This window comes from Kluyvera fluvialis, from assembly GCF_059725275.1.
This window is the reverse complement of sequence record NZ_AP046142.1, coordinates 2,973,477-2,995,340: the sequence shown is the minus strand read 5'-3', so window position 1 is coordinate 2,995,340 and position 21,864 is coordinate 2,973,477. Positions and strand designations below refer to the sequence as shown.

Sequence of the window (21,864 nt, the reverse complement as noted above, 5' to 3'; positions counted from 1 at the left end):
GTATATGTACCGGTAAGGACTGCAACTCGCAGCCCGCTAACTGTCTGAGCGATCAATACGTCTTACGCCATTGCTGCGTGGATGATCGGACAGACAAAATTGGTCATTCCGTCATATCCTTGTTATTCCAGGTTTAACACGGAAAACAGCTTCATTATTCCTTGCTAACCTAGTTATAGCAAGTTGACTTTCACCTTTTATCATCCTGCTACTCACAGTTTTTTCACCTGTCCGTTTAGATTGTTCTAATAACAAACAACTGGCAGGAGGAAGTCACCGGAGAAAACGGGTGATGATAAATATAAGCATAGAAAAATGAGTGGCGCTATTGAGCGGGGATATTTAGAATCGCGCACCATGAAAACTGAGACTCCGACCGTAAAAATGGTTGCCATTAGCGCTGACGAAGCCGGGCAACGAATTGACAACTTTTTGCGCACCCATCTGAAAGGGGTGCCAAAGAGCATGATTTACCGCATCCTGCGTAAAGGCGAAGTGCGGGTAAATAAAAAACGCATTAAACCGGAATACAAACTTGAAGCCGGTGATGAAGTGCGCATCCCACCGGTGCGCGTAGCCGAACGCGAAGAAGAAGCGGTGTCGCCGCATCTGCAAAAGGTTGCGGCACTGGCCGATGTCATCCTGTACGAAGATGACCATATTCTGGTGCTCAACAAACCGTCCGGTACTGCCGTGCATGGCGGTAGCGGTTTAAGTTTTGGCGTGATTGAAGGGCTTCGTGCGTTACGCCCGGAAGCGCGTTTCCTTGAGTTGGTACACCGTCTTGACCGTGATACTTCTGGCGTACTGTTGGTGGCGAAGAAGCGCTCGGCGCTGCGTTCGCTGCACGAACAACTGCGTGAGAAAGGAATGCAGAAGGATTATTTGGCGCTGGTGCGCGGGCAGTGGCAGTCGCACGTTAAAGTGGTACAGGCTCCGCTACTGAAAAATATTCTGCAAAGCGGCGAGCGTATTGTCCGTGTGAATCAGGAAGGGAAACCGTCGGAAACCCGCTTTAAGGTTGAGGAGCGTTACACTCATGCCACGCTGGTGCGGTGTAGCCCAGTGACAGGGCGTACTCACCAGATTCGTGTGCATACGCTTCACGCAGGCCATCCGATCGCGTTCGATGATCGCTACGGCGACCGCGAGTTTGATCAGCAGCTTACCGAAGCGGGCACGGGGCTTAAACGTCTGTTCCTGCATGCGGCGGCGTTGAAATTTACTCACCCGGGTACGGGTGAAGTGATGCGTATTGAAGCGCCGATGGACAACGCATTGAAGCGCTGTCTACAGGTGTTACGTAACACAAAATAAGACTTCCGGCGGATTGTCTATCCGCCGTCTTCCCGACTATTTTCCTCTCCCCCGGCTTTTTGCTGGCTGCCTTCGACACGCTAAGGTGACCTCGCGCATAGTTTTCATCAAATAGGGAATATTCCCTATGAGAAATAGTAAGAACGCCTGCTGTCATCCATTATGCTGTTTTGTTATGGTTCTGAAATATAAGGTTTTATTTGTTGTTTTTACGTATTGGCAATATGCCAAACGGCAATGACAGGTAGAGGCCACAGGAGCTAAAGCAAGCAATATCAAGGAATAAACATTGCTCATAGAGCATTTTTTTTACCTGAGCTGCTGAATCGTTTTGGCTGTGAGTGGATGAACAGAGATTAGGTGATGAATAACTCACGGCGTTACGTTGTCATTCTTACAGGCCCTGCAATTTTTGCGGCCTCTGCGCTACTGCTTTCACAGAGCCTGACTGCACCTGGATCCCAGGCGATTGGCCTCTTACTGTGGATGATTTTTTGGTGGGTGACCCGCCCGGTTCATGTCGCCGTGACCAGCCTGTTACCGATTGTTATCAATGCGCTCTTTAATATTGTCCCGATGAACGGCATTACGATGCAGTACTTCTCGGATAGCATCATTCTTATTCTGGGGTCGGGGCTGTTGTGCTTACCCTGGGCGAGCGTGGGTCTTGACCGTCGGGTGGCGTTAAAAGTGCTTTCTCTGATTGGCCCATCGATGCGCTCGCAGGTGACGGTCTGGTTTTTAGCCAGTGCCGCAACTTCAACGATATTCCCCAACGTGATGGTTTGCGCATTGTTTGTCCCCATCGCCGTCTCAATGCTTGCCGCATCCGGCTATAAGGATATTCCCTCCTGTAAACCCGCCGTGCCTATTCTACTGGCTATCGGTTGGGGCGTTGGTATTGGTGGCGTCGGCAGCCCGCTCGGTGGCGCGATGAATCTGGCGGCGATCTCGATTCTGGAGAGCAAAATTGGCCATGAGTTTATGTACGTTGATTGGCTTATTCATCTGACGCCGTTCTTTGTGCTGATCTCGCTGGTCAGTCTGGGCTGTATGCTGCTGATGCCGATGAAGGTCACCCGGCTGGATGGGACGCGCGAATGGTTTGAGCAGCAGTACCGCGAGCTTGGCATGATGACGCGGGATGAAAAAATCTGTGTCGTCCTGTTTTTTGTTGGTCTGATCGGCGCCTTTACGCGCCCGCTTTATGCGGCGATGTTCCCGGCACTCTCTCCGGCGTATCTCTATTTGATCCTCGGGGTTATCTGTTTTGTGCTCACTAGCGCTAATAACGGGCCGCTGCTGACATGGGATCGCGCGGAAAAAGAGACGATGTGGGGGATGCTGATTCTTTTTGGCGGCGGCCTGGCGTTAGGCAAAATGGTCAATGACTCCGGCGCGAGCGCGGGGATCGCCAGCCTGATTACCGGAATGTCGCTGGACGGCGGTCTGCTGACCATTGTGGTATTCACCATTCTGGCTCGTCTGCTTTCTGAAACCACTAACTCCACGGCCTCGGCGGCGGTGGTGCTACCTATTGTGCTGGGCTTCACCAGCAAGCTTGGGCTTAACCCGATTCCGTACTGGCTTATCACCGTGATGGCGTTCAACGCCGAGTTTATGTTGCCCATTAGCGTGCGGGCGATTCCGGTGGCCTACGGCCTTGACGCCAGGAAAATGCTCAAGGGCGGCCTGGTGATGGCGATTGTGCATATCGTGATGGTGGTCATTGTGGGCTATGCCTGCATGAGATGGTGGCCAGCGTTTAGCTCTCTCACGGATTTTGTGGGATGACATGTTTAATGATGACTTGAGGCAAGGGGATGTGATGGACAGCTTTAACTTTAAAATTCCGCAAAATATTGAGTTCGGCATCGGCAGTTTAAAAAAATTGCCGACGATTCTGGCAGAGAATCATTCCGACCACGTTTTTTTGATTTCTGACCGAGGGCTGGAAAGCCTGGGCGTGGTGAAAAAAATTGAAGAGATTATCGCGCAGGCGGGGATTCGCTATACCTCATGGCTGGATGTGTTGCCGAACCCTACCGTTGAGATAGTCAATAGCGCGACGGCGGCCTATCAGCAGTGCGGCGCCAGCAGTATTGTGGCGCTGGGGGGCGGCAGCTCAATGGATGTCGCCAAAGCCGTTGGGGTGCTGGCGAATTATGGCGGCAGTATTACCGATTATGAAGGCAGCAATAATGTCCCTGGCCCTATTGTGCCGATTATTGCGATCCCGACGACGGCGGGTACAGGGAGCGAAGTGACGGCTTCATCGGTGATCACCGATGAATCACGCAATTACAAACTGTCGGTGATCAGCTACGAGATCCTGCCTAAATATGCTTTGCTGGATCCCGAATTAATCATGACAGCACCGGCATCGATTGCTGCCGCCTGTGGTATTGATGCCTTAATTCATGCCATAGAAGCCTATCTTTCTACTAAGGCATCGCCCTTTACCGATGCGATGGCGGAGAAGGCAATGCAGCTTATCGGCGGCAGCCTGCGCCGATTTATTGCTAATCGTAAAGATGAATCTGCGGCCTGCGATATGCTGCTGGGCAGCACGTTCGCCGGGATCGCTTTTGCCTGGGCGCGTTTGGGCAATGTTCATGCCATGAGCCATCCGGTTAGCGCCTTTTTCCATGTTCCTCATGGGGTGGCGAATGCTATTTTGCTGCCGACAGTGCTGGAGTATAACGCGCTGGCCGATCAGGGGCGTTATCAGACCATCTATAATTATATTTGTCAGGGCGATGAAAACGTCTCTGGATTCAAACCGCAGATGCTGGTTGCCGAAGTTCGTCAATTAAATAAAGAGTGTGGTATTCCTGATTCATTATCTGCCGTCGGCGTAAAAGCGGAAAGGATTAATGAGATGGCAAAAGATGCGATGAAAAGTGGTAACGTACTTGTAAACCCAAGACAGTCAACGTTAAATGATATTATTGAACTTTATCATAAAGCGTTGTAAGTATTTTTTCTCATTTAACATTTCTTTTGTTTGATTTTGAAATACATAATACAAAAAGCTGAGTCATTGTGATCCAGGCATAATGTTCAGCTTTTGTTTCAAAAAACGGTTGTACAGAAACTTTGCTTTTGATTAATCTGGAATGAATGCCATATATTTAATAAGGGAATGGTCATGAGTTACCAGAGTGCAGATCAGATGACTTTTTTTTCTGAAATGTCAGAGCGGCAAATTTCTGCGCGGGAGTTTTTTAGTAGCGTATTAATTGATTCGATTGAGCGAAATTTCGGCTTTAAAAAAATACTTATCTCTTATTTTGATACCCATGGGAAATTTCTTTCATGGGTAAACTGGAATGGCATTATGCCAGATAGCGCCGAGCATCCGTATCGGAAATTCGTGGCGAATGATGTCGTCCGTCATGTGATTCACCAGGAGGCGGTTGTCGATCATCTGACTTATTTTAACGTGACGCCTCGCCTGTATAAATCGACCTCGGTGATTGGAACTATCGACTATGAGCATTCTGGTTATTTACGCTTTCTGGAGGAAAATTTCCAAAGTCACTATAGTGTTACCATGGCATTCGGGATCAATGCTTATATTCAGGTTGCCTTTTTTAAAAGTCAGGCACAAGGGGATTTTACTGATGATGAGATTGCGACGCTGAATAAAATATACGTATATGTTGCCAATTCGTATAAAAACTTTAAGAAACACGAGCAGATTCGTATTATCTCTAACATCCAAAATGAAATCATTTTATCAGGGGAAAAGGCGTATCTGGTCACTGATGATTTCATGCATATTATGAGCTCTAATGAATTAGCTCAAGAATATCTGAAAGATATTCTCGGGGCATCGATTGCCGAACAGATTAGCAGCAGTAAACCTTGCAACTGGCTGCCTTTTTTGTTGGGCAACGAAGGGGAAGGTTTGACGACCAGCCGAGTACAGACGCGAGTCATTAAAAATTATATATTCAAAATATATACATACGACCAAAGTTACTCTAATGGCATTATTGATATCTATCACTGGATCACCATTTCGCAAAAAGATGATGGTAAACCCGATGATAATGCTGCCGCTAAACTACCGTTGACCCAGGCCGAGCAAAAAGTCGCTGCTCTGATGTACAACGGCCTCACTTACCAGGCGATTGCTGATGAGTTGGTGATAAGCTATCACACGGTCAAAAAACATATTCAAAATATATACATTAAGTGCGGTGTCAATAGTCGGTTCCAACTTTATAAATGGTTCGATGATAAATAGAGAAAAATAGGGAGTTCTCCCTATTAAAATAGTAAGAGTAGCCGCTTTTTTAAAACGTTCATTTTGCGATACCCTGTATTTATAGGGGTATTAAAAGCAACCGTCACCGCATGTGAATAATAAATCACAGGCATGGCATTATTTATATGAACGTTTCGGGAAAGCCGGTATGAATCAGTCGCCACTCCAGGGTGTTATTTTTAATATCCAGCGCTTCACTATCCATGATGGCCCAGGGTTGCGTACTGAGTTGTTTTTAAAAGGCTGCCCATTACGCTGTGAATGGTGTAGTAATCCTGAAAGTTTGCAGCCTTACGTGCAGCTAGGGGTGTATAAAACGAAATGTATTTCTGCGAAGAAATGCGCTGCCTGTATTGAAGTCTGCCCAGAAAATAACGTATTAAACTTCACCCGTGGAAAACTCACGTCTCTTAATCGCAGTCAGTGTAGTCACTGTCTGGCCTGCCAGGATGTCTGCCCTTCAGAAGCGATAAAATTATGGGGCAGGGCCATGTCTGTCGATGAGTGTATGGCCGAAATCCGTAAAGACAAAGGCTATTATGAGCGCTCAGGCGGTGGGGTCACGGTATCTGGTGGCGAACCGCTATTGCAGTCGGAGTTTGTCGCCGAACTCTTTAAAGCGTGTAAGCAGGAAGGCATCCAAACTTGTCTTGAATCCTCTTTGTTTGTGGACTGGAAAAAAGTCAGTCCGGTTTTACCTTATACCGACATTATTATTTCCGACATTAAACATATGGATCCCGCTATCCATAAAAAATACACCCGCGCGTCAAATAATAAAATTCTTGCCAATCTGAGAAAAATCGCCGCGCAGCAACGTGAAATTATCTTACGAATTCCGGTCATTCCTGATGTGAATGACGATATGGCAAACGCGGTGGCAAGCGCCGATTTTATCCTCAATGAAATGCAGGGGCGTATTCGCACCTTACAGTTGCTCAGCTTTATGCGTCTTGGGGAAGAAAAATATCAATCATTAGGCCTGCCTTACAAAATGCACAACGTGAAGATAAACCGTCGAGCCTTCCAGAAAAAAGTCCAGAACTTAGCCGAATATTTTAACCAGCGCGGCATCCATTGCGTGGTGGGGACAAAAGAAAAATAACCAGCATTTAATTTAAATCTTATATGGGAAAAATTTAATGAAAGTACACCATACCGCCGCAAACGGGACGCAAGATTTCGATAAAACTTACAGTCTGGGCTATCAGGTGCATCATGAAGACTGGTCGCCGTTTCCACGTGTCAACCGTCTACGTCAGTCCTTCCTTGACCGGCCTTATGATATTGACGTTGAGCGCCTGCGACTGGTTACCGAAGCGTATAAAAAGCATGAGAACGCACCGCGTAAGTTAAAATGCGCCTATGCTTTCGAAAACATTCTGCTCAACACCACGCTGTATATTTACGATGAAGATCTGATCCTCGGCGAAATTGCCGCACCGGCAAAAGCATCGCCTATCTATCCGGAATTTTCAGTGAACTGGATCATTGACGAAATTCTGCACTCACCGTTTGAAGAGCGGGCGAACGATCAGTTCTATATTCGTAATGAAGAAGAGCGGCAGGAAATTGTCGAGCTTTGCCGTTACTGGGAAGGTAAAACCGTCGATGACCTTATTAATAGTCGCCTCGAAAAAGATCAAACCAAAGGCTCGGAAGTGGGGGAAAAAATCTTCCAGACCAACCTTTACCACTATGCTGGCGCCGGGCATTTGGCGATCGATTACGCCTGCCTGATGAAGCTGGGCTATAACGGCCTGATTGCCAACGCCCAGGCGGGGCTTAAGAAATTAAGTCTGCGCGATACGGAATATGGCGATAAGCGTGACTTCTATCAAGCGATGATTATTGAGCTGGAGGCCGCTAAAAAATATATTCTGCGTTACGCCTCGCTGGCGCACGAATATGCGGAAAAAGAGTGCAACCCACAGCGCAAACAAGAGCTGGAAACGATGGCGCTCAACTGCCAGCAAATTGCCGGCGGTGCGCCGCAGACTTTCTGGCAGGCACTACAGCTTTTTAACTTCGCAACCAGCTTGATTCAGATTGAGAGCAACGGCCACTCTATCTCCTATGGCCGCATGGACCAATGGCTGTACCCCTGGTACGAGGCCGACATGAAGAACAACACCATCAGCAAAGAGTTTGCGCTTGAGCTGATTGAAGTTCAGTACGTCAAGATGAATAACCCAACCAAGCTGAAAGATAAAGGAACCGTCGCGGTGCGCAATGGTCGCGGTTTTGGCGGGGAAAGCTTAACCCTAGGCGGTGTCGATCGTAACGGTAACGATGCGACTAACGATCTGACCATGCTGATGCTGGAAGGGTCTGCGCACACGCGCATGATGAACCCGTGGGTTTGCGTGCGTATGCATGAAAATACGCCTTATGAGTTAAAAATTAAGACCGTAGAGTGTATTCGCGCAGGCTATGGGCATCCGAAGATTTTCAACGATGCTCCGTCGATCAAAGGCATGATGCGTAAAGGCATGACGCTGGAAGAGGCGCGTGATTACTGCGTTGTCGGCTGCGTGGAGCTTGATCTGGCCGGTAAAGAGTATGGCTGGCATGACGCCGCGTATGTCAATACGCCGAAAATGATGGAGATGGTGCTCAACGGCGGACGTAGCCTGAGCACCGGAGAACAACTGGGGCCGGATACCGGCAGCCTTGATACCTACCAAAGTTTTGAGGATGTGCTGGCGAGCGTTGATAAACAGTTTGAATACTGGACGGATCAGATGTGCAGTAGCCTGAATATCATCGACAACGCCCATCGTGCGCTGAAGCCCGTGCCTTATGTTTCCGCCTTTTATGAAGACTGTATGGCCTCGGGCAAAGATCTCACCGAGGGCGGGGCGAAATACAACGGTATTGCCCCGCAGGCGGCGGGGATGGCGACCTGTGCCGATAGTCTTGCCACCATTAAACAACTGGTGTTCGATGAGCAACTCTATACCGGCGCGCAATTGTTGCAGGCGGTGAAAGATAACTGGGTCGGCCATGAAAAGCTGTACGCGCTGGTCAACAGTTCGAAAGTGCATCATTACGGCAATGATATCGACTATGCCGATGATCTTTTCAAATTCATGTTCGAATGCTACTGCCGACACATCAGCGGCAGAAAAACGCCGCGTGGTGGCGAGTTTAGCCCTGGTGTGTATTCCGTTAACGCCAACGTCGGCATGGGGCTGAATACGAATGCCTCCGTTGATGGACGTAAAAAATTCGAACCTATCTCCGACAATATGGGGCCGGTGCACACCGACGGCGGCTCTCACGATATCTGTGGGCCAACGGCGCTGGTTAACTCGGTGACTAAAGTTGACCATAGCCTGGCGACCAATGGCACGCTGATGAACCTGCGCTTTCCGCAGGAAGCCGTTGCGGGGGTTGAAGGGCGAGACAACCTGGTCAGCTTTATTGACGAGTACATCGCGAAACAGGCCATGCACGTCCAGTTCAATATCATGAGCTCGGCGACGATGCGCGCGGCGCAGAAAAAGCCGGAAGACTACAAGGACATGCTGGTGCGTGTGGCGGGGTATAGCGCCTATTTCGTTGAACTGGGCAAGCCGCTGCAAAAAGATTTGATTCAGCGTACCGAACTTCACTTCTAAGAACCTTTTTTGCTCACAAAGCGGGCGCATTGCGTTCGCTTTCGTATGCCCGGGCTTGCGCTCGGGCTATGGCAACCAGGTTCATCCTCAATAGATATCCAGGGCGGATATAATGAATTTTAATCTTGATTTTGTTCTTGTCGGCTTGATGCAAATCGTCGGCTTTTTTGTGCAGGGATGTACGGGATTTGGCTGTACGGTGATTGCCGCATCGGTGACTAACGGCCTGCTGGGCACGTCGGTCGGGGTTCCATACGGCACAGTGATTACGCTGCCGTTTCTCTACTTCCTGGCGCTAAAAACCTGGCGTGATATCTCCTGGCGCGACCTGGGAAAAATCGTGGTGCTTTGCGTGCCGGGGATCTTAGTCGGTAACTATCTGTTTTATACCATCAGCCCTAACGTGGCGAAAATCTGCATTGGCGCAATGGTGACAATTATTGCAGTCATGAATATCTACAAGCACATCGTCAACCCGATGATTTTTAAAAAGGTGGAAGTGGCTAATGCACCGGACACGCTGGCGCGGAAAAGTTTCCGCTATGGCTGCCTGATTTTAGGTGGGATCGTTCATGGCGCATTCACTATCGGCGGGCCGCTGATTACGGTCTATACCATTGAGGCCGTGAAGGAAAAAGAGAAGTTCCGTAACACCATGAATATGGTCTGGGTCGTCTTTAACACCTGGAACGCGTTCAATCAGTATCGTAACGGCGCGTTTACCGCTCATCTGGGCAGTGCGTTAACCATCGGCTTCCCGATGGCGGCCATTGGCTTTTTCCTCGGCATGGCCTTCTTACAGCGCATCAAAAGAGAGACATTCCTGCGGCTGGTCTACCTGGTGCTGCTGTTTGTCGGCGGTAATATGCTGATCACCAGCCTGATGGCGATAGCCTGAGTTTATCCCCTCACTCCTTAGCAGGATGAGGGGAAAAGCCTAATTTAACAGCGGGTTGACGTTCTCGCGGCACAGCATTTGGCACAAGGCTATCAGCGGCAACCCGATCAGCGAGTTTGGGTCGCGCCCTTCAAGGCGGTCGAACAGCGCAATGCCCAAACCTTCGCTTTTAAAACTACCGGCGCAATTTAGCGGGCTTTCTTTACGAATATAATGGTTTATTTCTTGTTCACTAAGATGACGGAAATGAACATCGAATGGTTCGCATTCTGTTTGTAACTGTCCATTAACAGAATTATACAGTGCCAGACCGGTAAAAAAGGTCACGATATTGCCGCTGGCCTTTTTTAATTGCTGGCGCGCATTTTCTTCGGTGTGCGGTTTGCCGGTTATTTCACCATCCAGCACACACACTTGATCAGAACCGATAATCAGATGATTCGGATAACGTTCCGCCAGTGCCTGAGCTTTCGCTTGCGCCAGGCGTAGCACCAGGTTGCGCGCTGTTTCGCCAGCATGAGGGCGTTCATCAACCTCTGGAGCGGCGCATTCAAACGGTACTCCGAGCTTCTCTAACAGCAGTTTGCGATAAGGGGAGGTGGAGGCAAGAATCAATTCAGACATAATTTTTTAAATAGACGGTAGCGAATTAGATTCCGACATTTTAAACTATAGGCCGCAATGTGTGCGAATAATTGGCAAAAGGCAACCTGAGGCTGCCTTTTTCTTTGACTCTATGACGTTACAAAGTTAATATGCGCGCCCTATGCAAAAGGTAAAATTACCCCTGACTCTCGATCCGGTTCGTACGGCTCAAAAACGCCTTGATTACCAGGGTATCTATACCCCCGATCAGGCGGAGCGCGTCGCCGCATCTGTAGTCAGTGTGGACAGCGATGTAGAATGCGAAATATCCTTCGCTATCGATAACCAACGCCTCGCGGTGATAAACGGCGATGTGAAGGTCACGGTATCGTTAGAATGTCAGCGTTGCGGGAAACCGTTTGTTCATCACGTCCACACAACGTATTGTTTTAGCCCGGTCAAAAATGATGATCAGGTTGAAGCACTCCCGGAAGCGTATGAGCCGATTGAGGTTAACGAATTCGGTGAAATCGATCTGCTGGCGATGGTTGAAGATGAAATCATCCTCTCCTTGCCTGTAGTTCCGGTGCATGATTCTGAACACTGTGAAGTGTCCGAGGCGGACATGGTCTTTGGTGAATTGCCTGAAGAGGCACAGAAGCCAAATCCATTTGCCGTATTAGCCAGCTTAAAGCGTAAGTAATTGAGGAGTAAGGTCCATGGCCGTACAACAGAATAAACCAACCCGTTCCAAACGTGGCATGCGTCGTTCCCATGACGCTCTGACCGCAGTCACCAGCCTGTCTGTAGACAAAACTTCTGGTGAACAACACCTGCGTCACCACATCACTGCCGACGGTTTCTACCGTGGCCGTAAGGTAATCGCTAAGTAATCACGCGATACTCAAAGAATTTCGCGTTACGGGTTTCCTGTAATGCGAAAGACCAAGAGTTCAAGCGTGATGAAGCTTAGTGAGGATTTTCCCCAGGCAACTGGGGAAACACCAAACCGAGCGGCGACGATACCTTGACACGTCTAACCCTGGCGTTAGATGTCATGGGGGGCGATTTTGGCCCTCTCGTGACAGTGCCTGCAGCTTTGCAGGCACTGAATTCTAATCCGCAACTCTCACTTCTTCTGGTCGGCAACCCCGACGACATTACGCCATTACTCGCCAGAGCTGACTTTGAACAACGTTCACGTTTGCAGATTATCCCTGCCCAGTCGGTTATTGCCAGTGATGAACGGCCATCTCATGCTATCCGCCACAGTCGCGGTAGTTCAATGCGGGTGGCGTTAGAAATGGTGAAAGAAGGGCGGGCCGAAGCGTGCGTCAGTGCCGGAAATACCGGAGCACTGATGGGGCTTGCGAAATTACTGCTCAAACCGATTCAGGGGATTGAGCGCCCAGCGTTGGTGACGGTGTTACCGCATCAGCAAAAGGGCAAAACGGTGGTGCTGGACTTAGGCGCTAACGTTGATTGCGACAGTACAATGCTGGTGCAATTCGCCGTGATGGGGTCAGTAATGGCGGAAGAGGTGCTGGGTATTGCCCGCCCCCGCGTTGCTTTGCTCAACATCGGTGAAGAAGAAATTAAAGGGCACGACAGTATCCGTGATGCCTCTTTAGTGCTAAAAACGATCCCGTCTATCAACTATATCGGCTATCTTGAAGCCAACGAATTGTTGACGGGCAAAACCGACGTGATGGTTTGTGACGGTTTTACAGGTAACGTCACCTTAAAGACGATGGAAGGGGTGGTTAGAGTCTTTCTTTCGCTGCTGAAATCTCAGAGCGAGGGTAAAAAACGGTCGTGGTGGCTGATTTTATTAAAGCGCTGGTTACAAAAAAGTCTGACAAGGCGATTCAGTCACCTCAACCCCGACCAGTATAATGGTGCCTGTCTGTTAGGATTGCGCGGCACGGTGATTAAGAGTCATGGTGCGGCCAATCAGCGAGCCTTTGCGATCGCGATAGAACAGGCAGTGCAGGCGGTGCAGCGACAAGTTCCTCAGCGAATTGCCGCTCGCCTGGAATCCGTATACCCCGCCGGATTCGACATGCGGGAAGCCGGCAAACAGTAAACCAGCTTCGCGGTGGTTGAATTGAGCGGCTATATTAGCGAAAAGTGACTGAGCGTACATGTATACGAAGATTATTGGTACCGGCAGCTATCTGCCTGAGCAAGTGCGGACTAACGCCGATCTGGAAAAAATGGTTGATACTTCTGACGAGTGGATTGTCACCCGTACAGGTATCCGTGAACGTCGTATTGCTGGCCCTGATGAAAACGTGTCTACGCTGGGTTACGAAGCGGCCAAGCGCGCGCTGGAAATGGCGGGCATTGAGGCTAGCGAGCTGGGTCTGATTGTGGTTGCTACCACGTCTGCGACCCACGCATTCCCAAGTGCAGCTTGTCAGATTCAGGATATGCTGGGTGTGAAAGGCGCTCCGGCATTTGATATTGCCGCCGCGTGTGCGGGCTTTACCTATGCGCTCAGTGTTGCCGATCAATATGTGAAATCTGGCGCAGTGAAATATGCGCTGGTGGTGGGCGCAGATACGCTGGCGCGCACCTGTGATCCAAGCGATCGCGGCACGATCATTATTTTTGGTGACGGCGCGGGCGCAGTGGTGCTTGGCGCATCTGAAGAGCCAGGTATCATCTCCACGCACCTGCATGCTGACGGTAGCTACGGCAAACTGCTGACGCTGCCAAACGCCGATCGCGTAAATCCAGAGAACTCGATTTACCTGACGATGGCGGGCAACGAAGTCTTTAAAGTGGCGGTGACTGAACTGGCGCATATCGTTGATGAAACGCTGGCAGCCAACAATCTCGACCGCTCTGAATTAGACTGGCTGGTGCCGCACCAGGCGAACTTCCGTATTATCAGCGCAACGGCGAAGAAACTGGGCATGTCGATGGACAATGTCGTGGTCACTCTCGACCGTCATGGCAACACTTCGGCGGCTTCCGTACCGTGCGCTTTTGACGAAGCCGTACGCGATGGCCGTATCAAACGCGGTCAGCTGGTTCTGCTGGAGGCCTTCGGTGGTGGTTTCACCTGGGGTTCTGCGCTGGTTCGTTTCTAAGTATAAGGATAAAAAAATGACGCAATTCGCTTTTGTGTTCCCGGGTCAGGGTTCACAAGCGGTAGGAATGTTGTCTGAACTGGCAGCAACCTATCCGGTTATTGAAGAAACTTTTAAAGAGGCTTCTGCGGCACTGGGCTATGACCTTTGGACGCTGACTCAGCAAGGGCCTGCTGAAGAACTGAATAAAACCTGGCAGACACAGCCAGCGCTGCTGACGGCTTCCGTTGCGCTGTACCGTCTGTGGCAGCAGCAGGGCGGAAAAACGCCGGCGCTGATGGCGGGTCACAGCCTGGGCGAATACTCTGCGCTGGTGTGCGCGGGCGTTATTGCTTTCGCTGATGCTGTACGTCTGGTTGAACTGCGCGGCAAATTCATGCAAGAAGCGGTGCCGGAAGGCACTGGCGGCATGTCTGCTATCATCGGTCTTGACGATGCAGCTATCGCGAAAGCCTGTGAAGAATCTGCTCAAGGGCAGGTTGTTTCTCCGGTTAACTTCAACTCGCCTGGCCAGGTGGTTATCGCGGGTCACAAAGAAGCGGTAGAACGTGCGGGCGCAGCGTGTAAAGCGGCGGGTGCAAAACGTGCGCTGCCACTGCCGGTGAGCGTGCCATCCCACTGTGCGCTGATGAAGCCTGCGGCGGAAAAACTAGCCGTTGAGCTGCAAAAAATTACGTTTAACGCGCCGACTGTTCCGGTTGTGAACAACGTTGACGTGAAGTGCGAAACCTCCGCAGACGCGATTCGCGATGCGCTGGTTCGCCAGCTTTACAGCCCAGTTCAGTGGACCAAAACCGTTGAGTTTATGGCATCCCAGGGCGTAGAGCACCTGTATGAAGTCGGCCCAGGTAAAGTTCTTACCGGTCTGACGAAACGTATTGTAGATACCCTGACAGCATCGGCGATTAACGAGCCAGTAGCGCTGTCAGCGGCACTTGCGCAATAAAAAGGGAAAAGCATGAGCTTTGAAGGTAAAATTGCACTGGTTACAGGTGCAAGCCGCGGTATTGGCCGCGCAATCGCTGAAACTCTCGTCGCTCGCGGCGCAAAAGTTATTGGTACTGCGACCAGCGAGAACGGCGCGCAGGCTATCAGCGACTATCTGGGTGCAAACGGTAAAGGTCTGATGTTGAATGTGACCGACCCAGCATCTATTGAATCTGCGCTGGAAAATATTCGTGCGGAATTTGGCGAAGTGGACATTCTGGTCAATAATGCCGGGATTACTCGCGATAATCTGTTAATGCGCATGAAAGATGACGAGTGGAACGATATCATCGAAACCAACCTTTCATCTGTTTTCCGTCTGTCAAAAGCGGTAATGCGCGCTATGATGAAAAAGCGTCATGGGCGTATTATCACTGTCGGTTCTGTGGTTGGTACCATGGGAAATGCGGGTCAGGCTAACTACGCTGCGGCGAAAGCCGGTCTGATCGGCTTCAGTAAGTCGTTGGCACGTGAAGTTGCGTCTCGCGGGATTACTGTGAACGTTGTTGCTCCGGGCTTTATTGAAACGGACATGACGCGTGCGCTATCTGACGATCAGCGTGCGGGTATTCTGGCATCAGTTCCTGCGGGTCGCCTCGGTGGCGCTCAGGAAATCGCCAGTGCGGTTGCATTCTTAGCTTCTGACGAAGCGAGTTACATCACTGGTGAAACTCTGCATGTCAACGGCGGGATGTATATGGTCTGACCGTGTTTTGCACAATGTGCTCAGACAACGGGCATCTATGGATGTCTGAGCAATAATTAGTGCAAAATGATTTGCGTTATTAGGGCGATCAGCCGCAAAATAGCGTAAAATCGTGGTACGACCTGCCGGGATTTAGTTGCAAATTTTTCAACATTTTATACACTACGAAAACCATCGCGAAAGCGAGTTTTGATAGGAAATTTAAGAGTATGAGCACTATCGAAGAACGCGTTAAGAAAATCATCGGCGAACAGCTGGGCGTTAAGCAGGAAGAAGTGACCAACAATGCTTCCTTCGTTGAAGACCTGGGCGCAGATTCTCTTGACACCGTTGAGCTGGTAATGGCTCTGGAAGAAGAGTTTGATACTGAGATTCCGGACGAAGAAGCTGAGAAAATCACCACTGTTCAGGCTGCCATTGATTACATCAACGGTCACCAGGCGTAAGTGAACATCTCCAGGCGGTCATTCGACCGCCTGAGTTTTATCTTTTTTGTCCCACAAGTATCTATTTAATCCCTCCCTGGAGGACAAACGTGTCTAAGCGTCGTGTAGTTGTGACCGGACTGGGCATGTTGTCTCCTGTCGGCAATACCGTAGAGTCTACCTGGAAAGCTCTCCTTGCCGGTCAGAGTGGCATCAGCCTGATCGACCATTTCGATACTAGCGCCTATGCAACCAAATTTGCTGGCTTAGTAAAGGATTTTAACTGTGATGACATTATCTCGCGCAAAGAACAGCGCAAGATGGATGCCTTCATTCAATATGGAATTGTCGCTGGCGTTCAGGCCATGCAGGATTCTGGCCTTGAAGTGACAGAAGAGAACGCGTCTCGCATCGGTGCTGCTATTGGCTCCGGTATCGGCGGTCTCGGATTGATCGAAGAAAACCACACCTCTTTGGTGAACGGCGGTCCGCGTAAGATCAGCCCATTCTTCGTTCCGTCAACGATTGTTAACATGGTGGCAGGTCATCTGACTATCATGTTCGGTCTGCGTGGGCCAAGCATCTCTATCGCGACAGCATGTACTTCTGGTGTGCATAACATCGGTCATGCAGCGCGTATCATCGCTTATGGCGATGCCGATGCGATGGTTGCCGGTGGCGCAGAAAAAGCCAGTACCCCGCTGGGCGTTGGTGGCTTTGGTGCAGCGCGTGCGCTGTCTACGCGCAACGATAACCCGCAGGCGGCGAGCCGTCCGTGGGATAAAGAACGCGATGGCTTTGTACTGGGTGACGGTGCTGGCATGGTCGTACTGGAAGAGTACGAACACGCGAAAAAACGTGGCGCTAAGATTTATGCTGAAGTCGTTGGCTTTGGTATGAGCAGCGATGCGTACCACATGACTTCACCGCCGGAAAACGGCGCAGGTGCTGCGCTGGCGATGGTTAATGCCATTCGCGATGCGGGCATCGAAGCAGGGCAGATTGGCTACGTCAACGCCCACGGTACTTCTACGCCAGCGGGCGACAAAGCAGAAACTCAGGCGGTTAAGTCTGTGTTTGGCGATGCCGCACGCAGCGTAATGGTCAGCTCGACCAAGTCCATGACCGGCCACTTGCTGGGTGCTGCGGGTGCTGTAGAGTCTATCTACTCCATCCTTGCACTGCGCGACCAGGCTGTGCCACCAACCATCAACCTGGATAACCCAGATGAAGGTTGTGATCTGGACTTCGTTCCGCATGAAGCGCGCCAGGTAAGCGGTATGGAATACACCCTGTGTAACTCCTTCGGCTTCGGCGGCACTAACGGATCGCTGATCTTCAAAAAGGTCTGAGACCGCTAGCGTATTGAAAAAAGGCCCGTTTTTCGGGCCTTTTTCTATTCAGCGTTCTCTGCTTGTTCAATGCTTATCATCCTGCGAAACTACTCGACCATCAATAAGGAGCCGTTATGTTCTTAATTAATGGTATTGAGCAGAACACTCTCGCCGTGAACGATCGGGCGACGCAGTTTGGCGATGGCTGTTTTACCACTGCGCGGGTTATCGACGGTCTTGTGCAACGGCAAACCGCCCATATTGCGCGGCTACAGTTAGCTTGCCAGCGTCTGATGATCCCGTTTACCTCGTGGCAATCGTTAAACGATGAAATGTCTTTATTGGCGCAGCGGCAACAAACCGGTGTGCTTAAGGTCATTATCAGCCGTGGCGCGGGCGGGCGAGGGTATAGCGGTAGCGCCTGCGAAACGCCAACGCGTATCCTTTCAACATCGGACGCCCCCGCACATTACGCTCGCTGGAAGGCCGAAGGCATCACGCTGGCGCTTAGCCCTGTACCATTGGGGCGTAACCCGTGGCTTGCAGGCCTTAAACACCTTAATCGCCTTGAACAAGTGCTGATTCGCTCTCATCTTGAGCAGACAAACGCCGATGAGGCGCTGGTTCTTGACAGCGAAGGGTGGGTTACGGAATGCTGTGCGGCTAATTTGTTCTGGCGCTGTGGGCAGGATGTGTTTACCCCGCGCCTTGATCAGGCCGGTGTGAATGGCATTATGCGACAATTTATTATGGCGCAACTGGCACAGTCGGCGTATCGCGTTGTCGAAGTTAATGCACCGTTAACGGCGCTGGCGGATGCGGACGAAGTGATTATCTGTAACGCCCTGATGCCGGTCATTCCCGTTCAGCGTTATGCGGAGCAACAATGGCCCGCGCGCGAACTTTACCAATTTTTAGCCCCACTTTGTGAGTCGTCTGATTAGCATGAAGAAAATGTTACGCTTGGTTCTGTTACTGTTGGTTGTCATGGGCATTGCCGCAGGTGTCGGCATGTGGAAGGTTCGACAACTGGCAAACAGCGCACTCCTGATTAAAGACGAAACGATCTTTACGCTAAAACCCGGTACTGGCCGCCTTGTACTGGGCGAGCAACTGTATGCGGAGAAAGTGATCAACCGTCCGCGAGTCTTCCAGTGGCTGTTGCGCCTTGAGCCTGAGTTGTCCCACTTTAAAGCCGGTACTTATCGCCTGACGCCACAAATGACGGTTCGCGAGATGTTAGAACTGCTGGCGAGCGGCAAAGAAGCGCAGTTCCCGCTGCGTTTTGTGGAAGGGATGCGCCTTAGCGATTACCTCAAACAGCTACGCGAAGCACCGTACATCAAACACACCTTGAGCGATGATAGCTACGAGACGGTTGCCAGCGCGCTGAATCTGGATAACCCGCAATGGGTGGAAGGCTGGTTCTGGCCCGATACCTGGATGTACACCGCCAATACCAGCGATGTGGCGATTCTCAAGCGCGCGCACCAAAAAATGGTCAACCAGGTTGATAAAGTCTGGGAAGGGCGGATGGAAAACCTGCCGTACAGCGACAAAAATCAGCTGGTCACGATGGCGTCAATTATCGAAAAAGAGACGGCGGTCGCCGAAGAACGCGATCGCGTAGCGTCGGTGTTTATCAACCGCCTGCGTATCGGGATGCGCCTGCAAACTGACCCGACGGTGATTTATGGGATGGGCGAGGGCTACGATGGAAAGCTCTCACGTAAAGATCTTGAGACGCCAACCGCGTATAATACCTACACGATTGCTGGCCTGCCGCCAGGCGCGATTGCGAGTCCTGGCGAAGCATCCTTGAATGCTGCCGCACATCCGGCGAAAACGCCGTACCTCTATTTTGTTGCGGATGGCAAAGGCGGGCATACGTTTAATACTAATCTCACGGGCCATAACCGGTCAGTGCAGGATTACCTGAAAGTGCTAAAGGAAAAAAATGCGCAGTAATTACATCGTCATTGAAGGACTGGAAGGGGCGGGTAAAACCACCGCGCGGGATGTTGTTGTTGAAACGCTGCGCGAGTTGGGTGTGAACGACCTGCTGTTTACCCGTGAACCGGGCGGCACGGTGCTGGCAGAAAAACTGCGCAGCCTGGTGCTGGATATTAAATCCGTCGGCGATGAAGTGATTACTGATAAAGCCGAAGTGCTGATGTTTTACGCGGCGCGCGTACAACTGGTGGATACAGTGATTAAACCGGCACTGGCGCAAGGGCAGTGGGTGATTGGCGACCGTCATGACCTCTCGACGCAAGCGTACCAGGGCGGTGGACGCGGTATTGACCGCACATTGCTGGCAACGCTACGCGATGCGGTGCTGGGGGATTTTCGCCCGAATCTGACGCTGTATCTCGACGTGACGCCGGAAGTCGGCCTCAAACGCGCTCGTGCACGTGGCGACCTTGACCGTATCGAACAAGAGTCGCTGAATTTCTTTAACCGTACCCGTGCGCGCTACCTTGAGCTGGCGGCCGCCGACGATACGATTCGCACTATCGATGCTACCCAACCGCTGGAGAAGGTGATGAGCGATATTCGCGAAACGGTCACCGCGTGGGTTGCGGAGCAACAGGCATGAAATGGTATCCGTGGTTGCGCCCGCCGTTTGAACAGCTTGTCGCAAGCTACCAGGCCGGACGTGGTCACCACGCGCTGCTTATTCAGGCGCGCAGCGGGATGGGGGCCGACTCTTTAGCCTACGCTATCACCCGCTTTTTGATGTGCCAAAAACCGGACGGTCATAAAAGCTGCGGTCAGTGCCATAGCTGTCAACTGATGCAAGCCGGAACACATCCAGACTACTACGCTTTGCAGCCGGAAAAAGGCAAAAATACCCTGGGTATTGATGCCGTGCGTGACGTCGGCGAAAAACTTTATGAGCATTCCCGGCTGGGTGGAGCGAAAGTGGTGTGGATTGCCGACGCGACGCTGCTCACAGAGGCTGCCGCCAACGCATTGCTAAAAACGCTGGAAGAACCGCCGAAGAATACGTGGTTCTTCCTGGCGTGTCAGGAACCCGAGCGCCTGCTGGCAACCTTGCGTAGCCGTTGCCGTTTCTTCCATCTGGCGCCACCGAGCGAACAATACGCGCTGGCGTGGCTGGAGCGGGAAAACAACGCCCCGCGCGACACCTTGCTGACCGCGCTTCGTCTGAGCGATCACGCACCTGCTGCCGCGCTGGAACTGTTGCTGCCTGAAACATGGGCTGCGCGCGATAAAGTGTGTCAGGCGCTGAGCAGCACTCTGCACAGCGGTGACTGGCTGGCGCTTTTGCCTACGCTGAACCATGATACCGTGGTGCAACGTCTGCACTGGTTCTCATCACTGTTGCTGGATGCGTTAAAACAGCAGCAACGTATTACCCGTTTAACTAACGCAGACCAGGCCGTGCTGGTGAATCAGTTGGCCCATACGCTTTCGGCCTCGCGTTTACAGGTTATCACTGAGGATGCCTGCGTGTGCCGTGAACAACTGTTAAGCGTGACGGGGCTGAATCGCGAATTAATCCTCACCGAGCGCCTGCTGCGCTGGGAACAGTATTTGCAACCTGGTGCGGTACTGCCAGTATCCCACCTCTAAGAGAGACATCATGTTTTTAGTCGACTCGCACTGCCATCTTGATGGCCTTGATTACCAATCCCTGCATAAAGATGTTGATGACGTACTGGCGAAAGCCGCCGCGCGCGACGTCCGTTTTTGTCTTGCGGTGGCGACCACGCTGCCCGGTTACCAGCAAATGCGCGCGCTGGTGGGGGAGCGCCCAAATGTGGTGTTCTCTTGCGGCGTTCACCCGCTGAACCAGGACGAAGCCTATGACGTGGAAGACCTGCGTCGGATGGCGGCGGAAGAGGGCGTTGTGGCAATGGGTGAAACCGGGCTGGATTATTTCTACACTCCGGAAACGAAAGCACAGCAGCAATTGTCATTCCGCCAGCATATCCAGATTGGTCGAGAGCTGAACAAGCCGGTGATTGTGCACACTCGTGATGCCCGCGCTGACACGTTGGCGATTCTGCAAGAAGAAAAAGTGACGGATTGTGGTGGTGTACTACACTGTTTCACTGAAGATACAGAGACGGCGGGTAAGCTGTTGGATATGGGCTTTTATATCTCGTTTTCCGGTATTGTGACGTTCCGCAACGCAGAACAACTGCGTGAAGCCGCGCGTTACGTGCCGCTGGACAGATTGCTGGTTGAGACCGATTCACCGTATCTTGCGCCAGTACCACATCGCGGCAAAGAGAACCAACCGGCGATGACGCGTGACGTGGCTGAATACATGGCGGTTCTGAAGGGCGTTAGCATTGAACAGCTGGCACAACAGACCACTGACAACTTCTCAAAACTCTTCCATATCGACTCGGCCCGCCTGCAATCCGCATGATTTCAGAGGTTATTTTAATACTCGTAATTAATGGTTAAAGCGAGTACAGTTCACCGCCTCAAAAGTGGCGGTGAATGTTAATCTTGAAACAATTAGACACTTTTAGTGTAAATAAGATTAAGTTTTTCAGCCGATGCTCATTGAAACGTGATAGCCGTCAAACAAAATCATGAGTAATTATTTTACTCTGTGTAATAAATAAAGGGCACT

21 protein-coding genes are annotated in these 21,864 nt (G+C 51.0%); 20 read left to right on the top strand and 1 reads right to left on the bottom strand.

The annotated features are described in order from the left end of the window. The first annotated feature begins 357 nt into the window (after positions 1-357). The 7 genes from rluC to AC6I4B_RS14175 all read left to right on the top strand — a co-directional run bounded on the left by rluC (position 358) and on the right by AC6I4B_RS14175 (position 10,114). Positions 358-1,317, top strand: coding sequence for a 23S rRNA pseudouridine(955/2504/2580) synthase RluC (gene rluC / locus AC6I4B_RS14205; RefSeq protein ID WP_497765982.1), 960 nt, complete (start codon positions 358-360; stop codon positions 1,315-1,317). A gap of 363 nt (positions 1,318-1,680) precedes the next feature. Further along, the gene (locus AC6I4B_RS14200) at positions 1,681-3,111 is read left to right on the top strand and encodes an SLC13 family permease (RefSeq protein ID WP_497765980.1); all 1,431 of its coding nucleotides are present in this window, start codon (positions 1,681-1,683) and stop codon (positions 3,109-3,111) included. 34 nt (positions 3,112-3,145) lie between these two features. Continuing rightward, positions 3,146-4,294, top strand: coding sequence for an iron-containing alcohol dehydrogenase (locus AC6I4B_RS14195; RefSeq protein WP_497765979.1), 1,149 nt, complete (start codon positions 3,146-3,148; stop codon positions 4,292-4,294). A gap of 174 nt (positions 4,295-4,468) precedes the next feature. Further along, complete coding sequence (locus tag AC6I4B_RS14190) at positions 4,469-5,572, top strand: helix-turn-helix transcriptional regulator (protein WP_497765977.1); 1,104 nt, start codon at positions 4,469-4,471, stop codon at positions 5,570-5,572. 169 nt (positions 5,573-5,741) lie between these two features. Continuing rightward, positions 5,742-6,698 (top strand): (2S)-3-sulfopropanediol dehydratase activating enzyme, encoded by a 957-nt coding sequence (gene hpfH / locus AC6I4B_RS14185; RefSeq protein WP_497765976.1) that lies wholly within the window; start codon positions 5,742-5,744, stop codon positions 6,696-6,698. A 37-nt stretch (positions 6,699-6,735) separates the two neighbouring features. Beyond that, the gene (gene hpfG / locus AC6I4B_RS14180; protein ID WP_497765974.1) at positions 6,736-9,216 is read left to right on the top strand and encodes a (2S)-3-sulfopropanediol dehydratase; all 2,481 of its coding nucleotides are present in this window, start codon (positions 6,736-6,738) and stop codon (positions 9,214-9,216) included. Between the two features lie 112 nt (positions 9,217-9,328). Beyond that, positions 9,329-10,114 carry a TSUP family transporter gene (locus AC6I4B_RS14175; RefSeq protein ID WP_497765973.1) on the top strand — a complete coding sequence of 262 codons (786 nt, stop codon included), beginning with the start codon at positions 9,329-9,331 and terminating at the stop codon, positions 10,112-10,114. Positions 10,115-10,153: 39 nt separating this feature from the next. Here AC6I4B_RS14175 and AC6I4B_RS14170 read toward each other — a convergent pair whose 3' ends face one another. Next, positions 10,154-10,738, bottom strand: a complete 585-nt coding sequence (locus AC6I4B_RS14170; protein WP_497765971.1) for a Maf family protein — start codon at positions 10,736-10,738, stop codon at positions 10,154-10,156. 142 nt (positions 10,739-10,880) lie between these two features. Between AC6I4B_RS14170 and yceD the strand changes: the two genes are divergently transcribed. The 13 genes from yceD (at position 10,881) to AC6I4B_RS14105 (ending at position 21,654) form a co-directional block, all read left to right on the top strand. Continuing rightward, positions 10,881-11,402 carry a 23S rRNA accumulation protein YceD gene (gene yceD / locus AC6I4B_RS14165; RefSeq protein ID WP_497765970.1) on the top strand — a complete coding sequence of 174 codons (522 nt, stop codon included), beginning with the start codon at positions 10,881-10,883 and terminating at the stop codon, positions 11,400-11,402. A gap of 16 nt (positions 11,403-11,418) precedes the next feature. Further along, complete coding sequence (gene rpmF, locus AC6I4B_RS14160; RefSeq protein WP_003036242.1) at positions 11,419-11,592, top strand: 50S ribosomal protein L32; 174 nt, start codon at positions 11,419-11,421, stop codon at positions 11,590-11,592. A gap of 134 nt (positions 11,593-11,726) precedes the next feature. After that, positions 11,727-12,785: a phosphate acyltransferase PlsX gene (gene plsX, locus AC6I4B_RS14155; RefSeq protein ID WP_497765966.1), complete on the top strand. Its 1,059-nt coding sequence runs from the start codon at positions 11,727-11,729 to the stop codon at positions 12,783-12,785. A gap of 58 nt (positions 12,786-12,843) precedes the next feature. Beyond that, positions 12,844-13,797, top strand: coding sequence for a beta-ketoacyl-ACP synthase III (locus tag AC6I4B_RS14150; RefSeq protein ID WP_497765964.1), 954 nt, complete (start codon positions 12,844-12,846; stop codon positions 13,795-13,797). 16 nt (positions 13,798-13,813) lie between these two features. Then, complete coding sequence (fabD, locus tag AC6I4B_RS14145) at positions 13,814-14,743, top strand: ACP S-malonyltransferase (RefSeq protein ID WP_497765963.1); 930 nt, start codon at positions 13,814-13,816, stop codon at positions 14,741-14,743. Between the two features lie 12 nt (positions 14,744-14,755). Next, the gene (gene fabG / locus AC6I4B_RS14140; protein ID WP_497765961.1) at positions 14,756-15,490 is read left to right on the top strand and encodes a 3-oxoacyl-ACP reductase FabG; all 735 of its coding nucleotides are present in this window, start codon (positions 14,756-14,758) and stop codon (positions 15,488-15,490) included. A gap of 209 nt (positions 15,491-15,699) precedes the next feature. Continuing rightward, the gene (acpP, locus tag AC6I4B_RS14135) at positions 15,700-15,936 is read left to right on the top strand and encodes an acyl carrier protein (RefSeq protein ID WP_000103754.1); all 237 of its coding nucleotides are present in this window, start codon (positions 15,700-15,702) and stop codon (positions 15,934-15,936) included. Positions 15,937-16,025: 89 nt separating this feature from the next. Further along, positions 16,026-17,267 (top strand): beta-ketoacyl-ACP synthase II, encoded by a 1,242-nt coding sequence (gene fabF, locus AC6I4B_RS14130; protein ID WP_497765959.1) that lies wholly within the window; start codon positions 16,026-16,028, stop codon positions 17,265-17,267. A gap of 116 nt (positions 17,268-17,383) precedes the next feature. Continuing rightward, positions 17,384-18,193, top strand: a complete 810-nt coding sequence (pabC, locus tag AC6I4B_RS14125; RefSeq protein ID WP_497765957.1) for an aminodeoxychorismate lyase — start codon at positions 17,384-17,386, stop codon at positions 18,191-18,193. Between the two features lies 1 nt (position 18,194). After that, the gene (gene yceG, locus AC6I4B_RS14120) at positions 18,195-19,217 is read left to right on the top strand and encodes a cell division protein YceG (RefSeq protein WP_497772173.1); all 1,023 of its coding nucleotides are present in this window, start codon (positions 18,195-18,197) and stop codon (positions 19,215-19,217) included. Beyond that, complete coding sequence (gene tmk / locus AC6I4B_RS14115) at positions 19,207-19,848, top strand: dTMP kinase (RefSeq protein ID WP_497765956.1); 642 nt, start codon at positions 19,207-19,209, stop codon at positions 19,846-19,848. Before yceG ends, tmk begins: the two co-directional genes overlap by 11 nt. Next, the gene (gene holB, locus AC6I4B_RS14110) at positions 19,845-20,849 is read left to right on the top strand and encodes a DNA polymerase III subunit delta' (RefSeq protein ID WP_497765954.1); all 1,005 of its coding nucleotides are present in this window, start codon (positions 19,845-19,847) and stop codon (positions 20,847-20,849) included. The genes tmk and holB overlap by 4 nt, the downstream gene beginning before the upstream one ends. Positions 20,850-20,859: 10 nt before the next feature. Further along, entirely contained in the window at positions 20,860-21,654 is a 795-nt protein-coding gene (locus tag AC6I4B_RS14105; protein WP_497765953.1) for a metal-dependent hydrolase, read from the top strand. Positions 21,655-21,864 lie beyond the last annotated feature (210 nt).

Excerpts from the sequence above, each read along its gene's own strand:
- rluC (WP_497765982.1), top strand. The coding sequence starts at position 358 with ATGAAAACTGAGACTCCGACCGTAAAAATGGTTGCCATTAGCGCTGAC.
- AC6I4B_RS14200 (WP_497765980.1), top strand. The coding sequence starts at position 1,681 with ATGAATAACTCACGGCGTTACGTTGTCATTCTTACAGGCCCTGCAATT.
- AC6I4B_RS14195 (WP_497765979.1), top strand. The coding sequence starts at position 3,146 with ATGGACAGCTTTAACTTTAAAATTCCGCAAAATATTGAGTTCGGCATC.
- AC6I4B_RS14190 (WP_497765977.1), top strand. The coding sequence starts at position 4,469 with ATGAGTTACCAGAGTGCAGATCAGATGACTTTTTTTTCTGAAATGTCA.
- hpfH (WP_497765976.1), top strand. The coding sequence starts at position 5,742 with ATGAATCAGTCGCCACTCCAGGGTGTTATTTTTAATATCCAGCGCTTC.
- hpfG (WP_497765974.1), top strand. The coding sequence starts at position 6,736 with ATGAAAGTACACCATACCGCCGCAAACGGGACGCAAGATTTCGATAAA.
- AC6I4B_RS14175 (WP_497765973.1), top strand. The coding sequence starts at position 9,329 with ATGAATTTTAATCTTGATTTTGTTCTTGTCGGCTTGATGCAAATCGTC.
- AC6I4B_RS14170 (WP_497765971.1), bottom strand. The coding sequence starts at position 10,738 with ATGTCTGAATTGATTCTTGCCTCCACCTCCCCTTATCGCAAACTGCTG.
- yceD (WP_497765970.1), top strand. The coding sequence starts at position 10,881 with ATGCAAAAGGTAAAATTACCCCTGACTCTCGATCCGGTTCGTACGGCT.
- rpmF (WP_003036242.1), top strand. The coding sequence starts at position 11,419 with ATGGCCGTACAACAGAATAAACCAACCCGTTCCAAACGTGGCATGCGT.
- AC6I4B_RS14150 (WP_497765964.1), top strand. The coding sequence starts at position 12,844 with ATGTATACGAAGATTATTGGTACCGGCAGCTATCTGCCTGAGCAAGTG.
- fabD (WP_497765963.1), top strand. The coding sequence starts at position 13,814 with ATGACGCAATTCGCTTTTGTGTTCCCGGGTCAGGGTTCACAAGCGGTA.
- fabG (WP_497765961.1), top strand. The coding sequence starts at position 14,756 with ATGAGCTTTGAAGGTAAAATTGCACTGGTTACAGGTGCAAGCCGCGGT.
- acpP (WP_000103754.1), top strand. The coding sequence starts at position 15,700 with ATGAGCACTATCGAAGAACGCGTTAAGAAAATCATCGGCGAACAGCTG.
- pabC (WP_497765957.1), top strand. The coding sequence starts at position 17,384 with ATGTTCTTAATTAATGGTATTGAGCAGAACACTCTCGCCGTGAACGAT.
- yceG (WP_497772173.1), top strand. The coding sequence starts at position 18,195 with ATGAAGAAAATGTTACGCTTGGTTCTGTTACTGTTGGTTGTCATGGGC.
- tmk (WP_497765956.1), top strand. The coding sequence starts at position 19,207 with ATGCGCAGTAATTACATCGTCATTGAAGGACTGGAAGGGGCGGGTAAA.
- holB (WP_497765954.1), top strand. The coding sequence starts at position 19,845 with ATGAAATGGTATCCGTGGTTGCGCCCGCCGTTTGAACAGCTTGTCGCA.
- AC6I4B_RS14105 (WP_497765953.1), top strand. The coding sequence starts at position 20,860 with ATGTTTTTAGTCGACTCGCACTGCCATCTTGATGGCCTTGATTACCAA.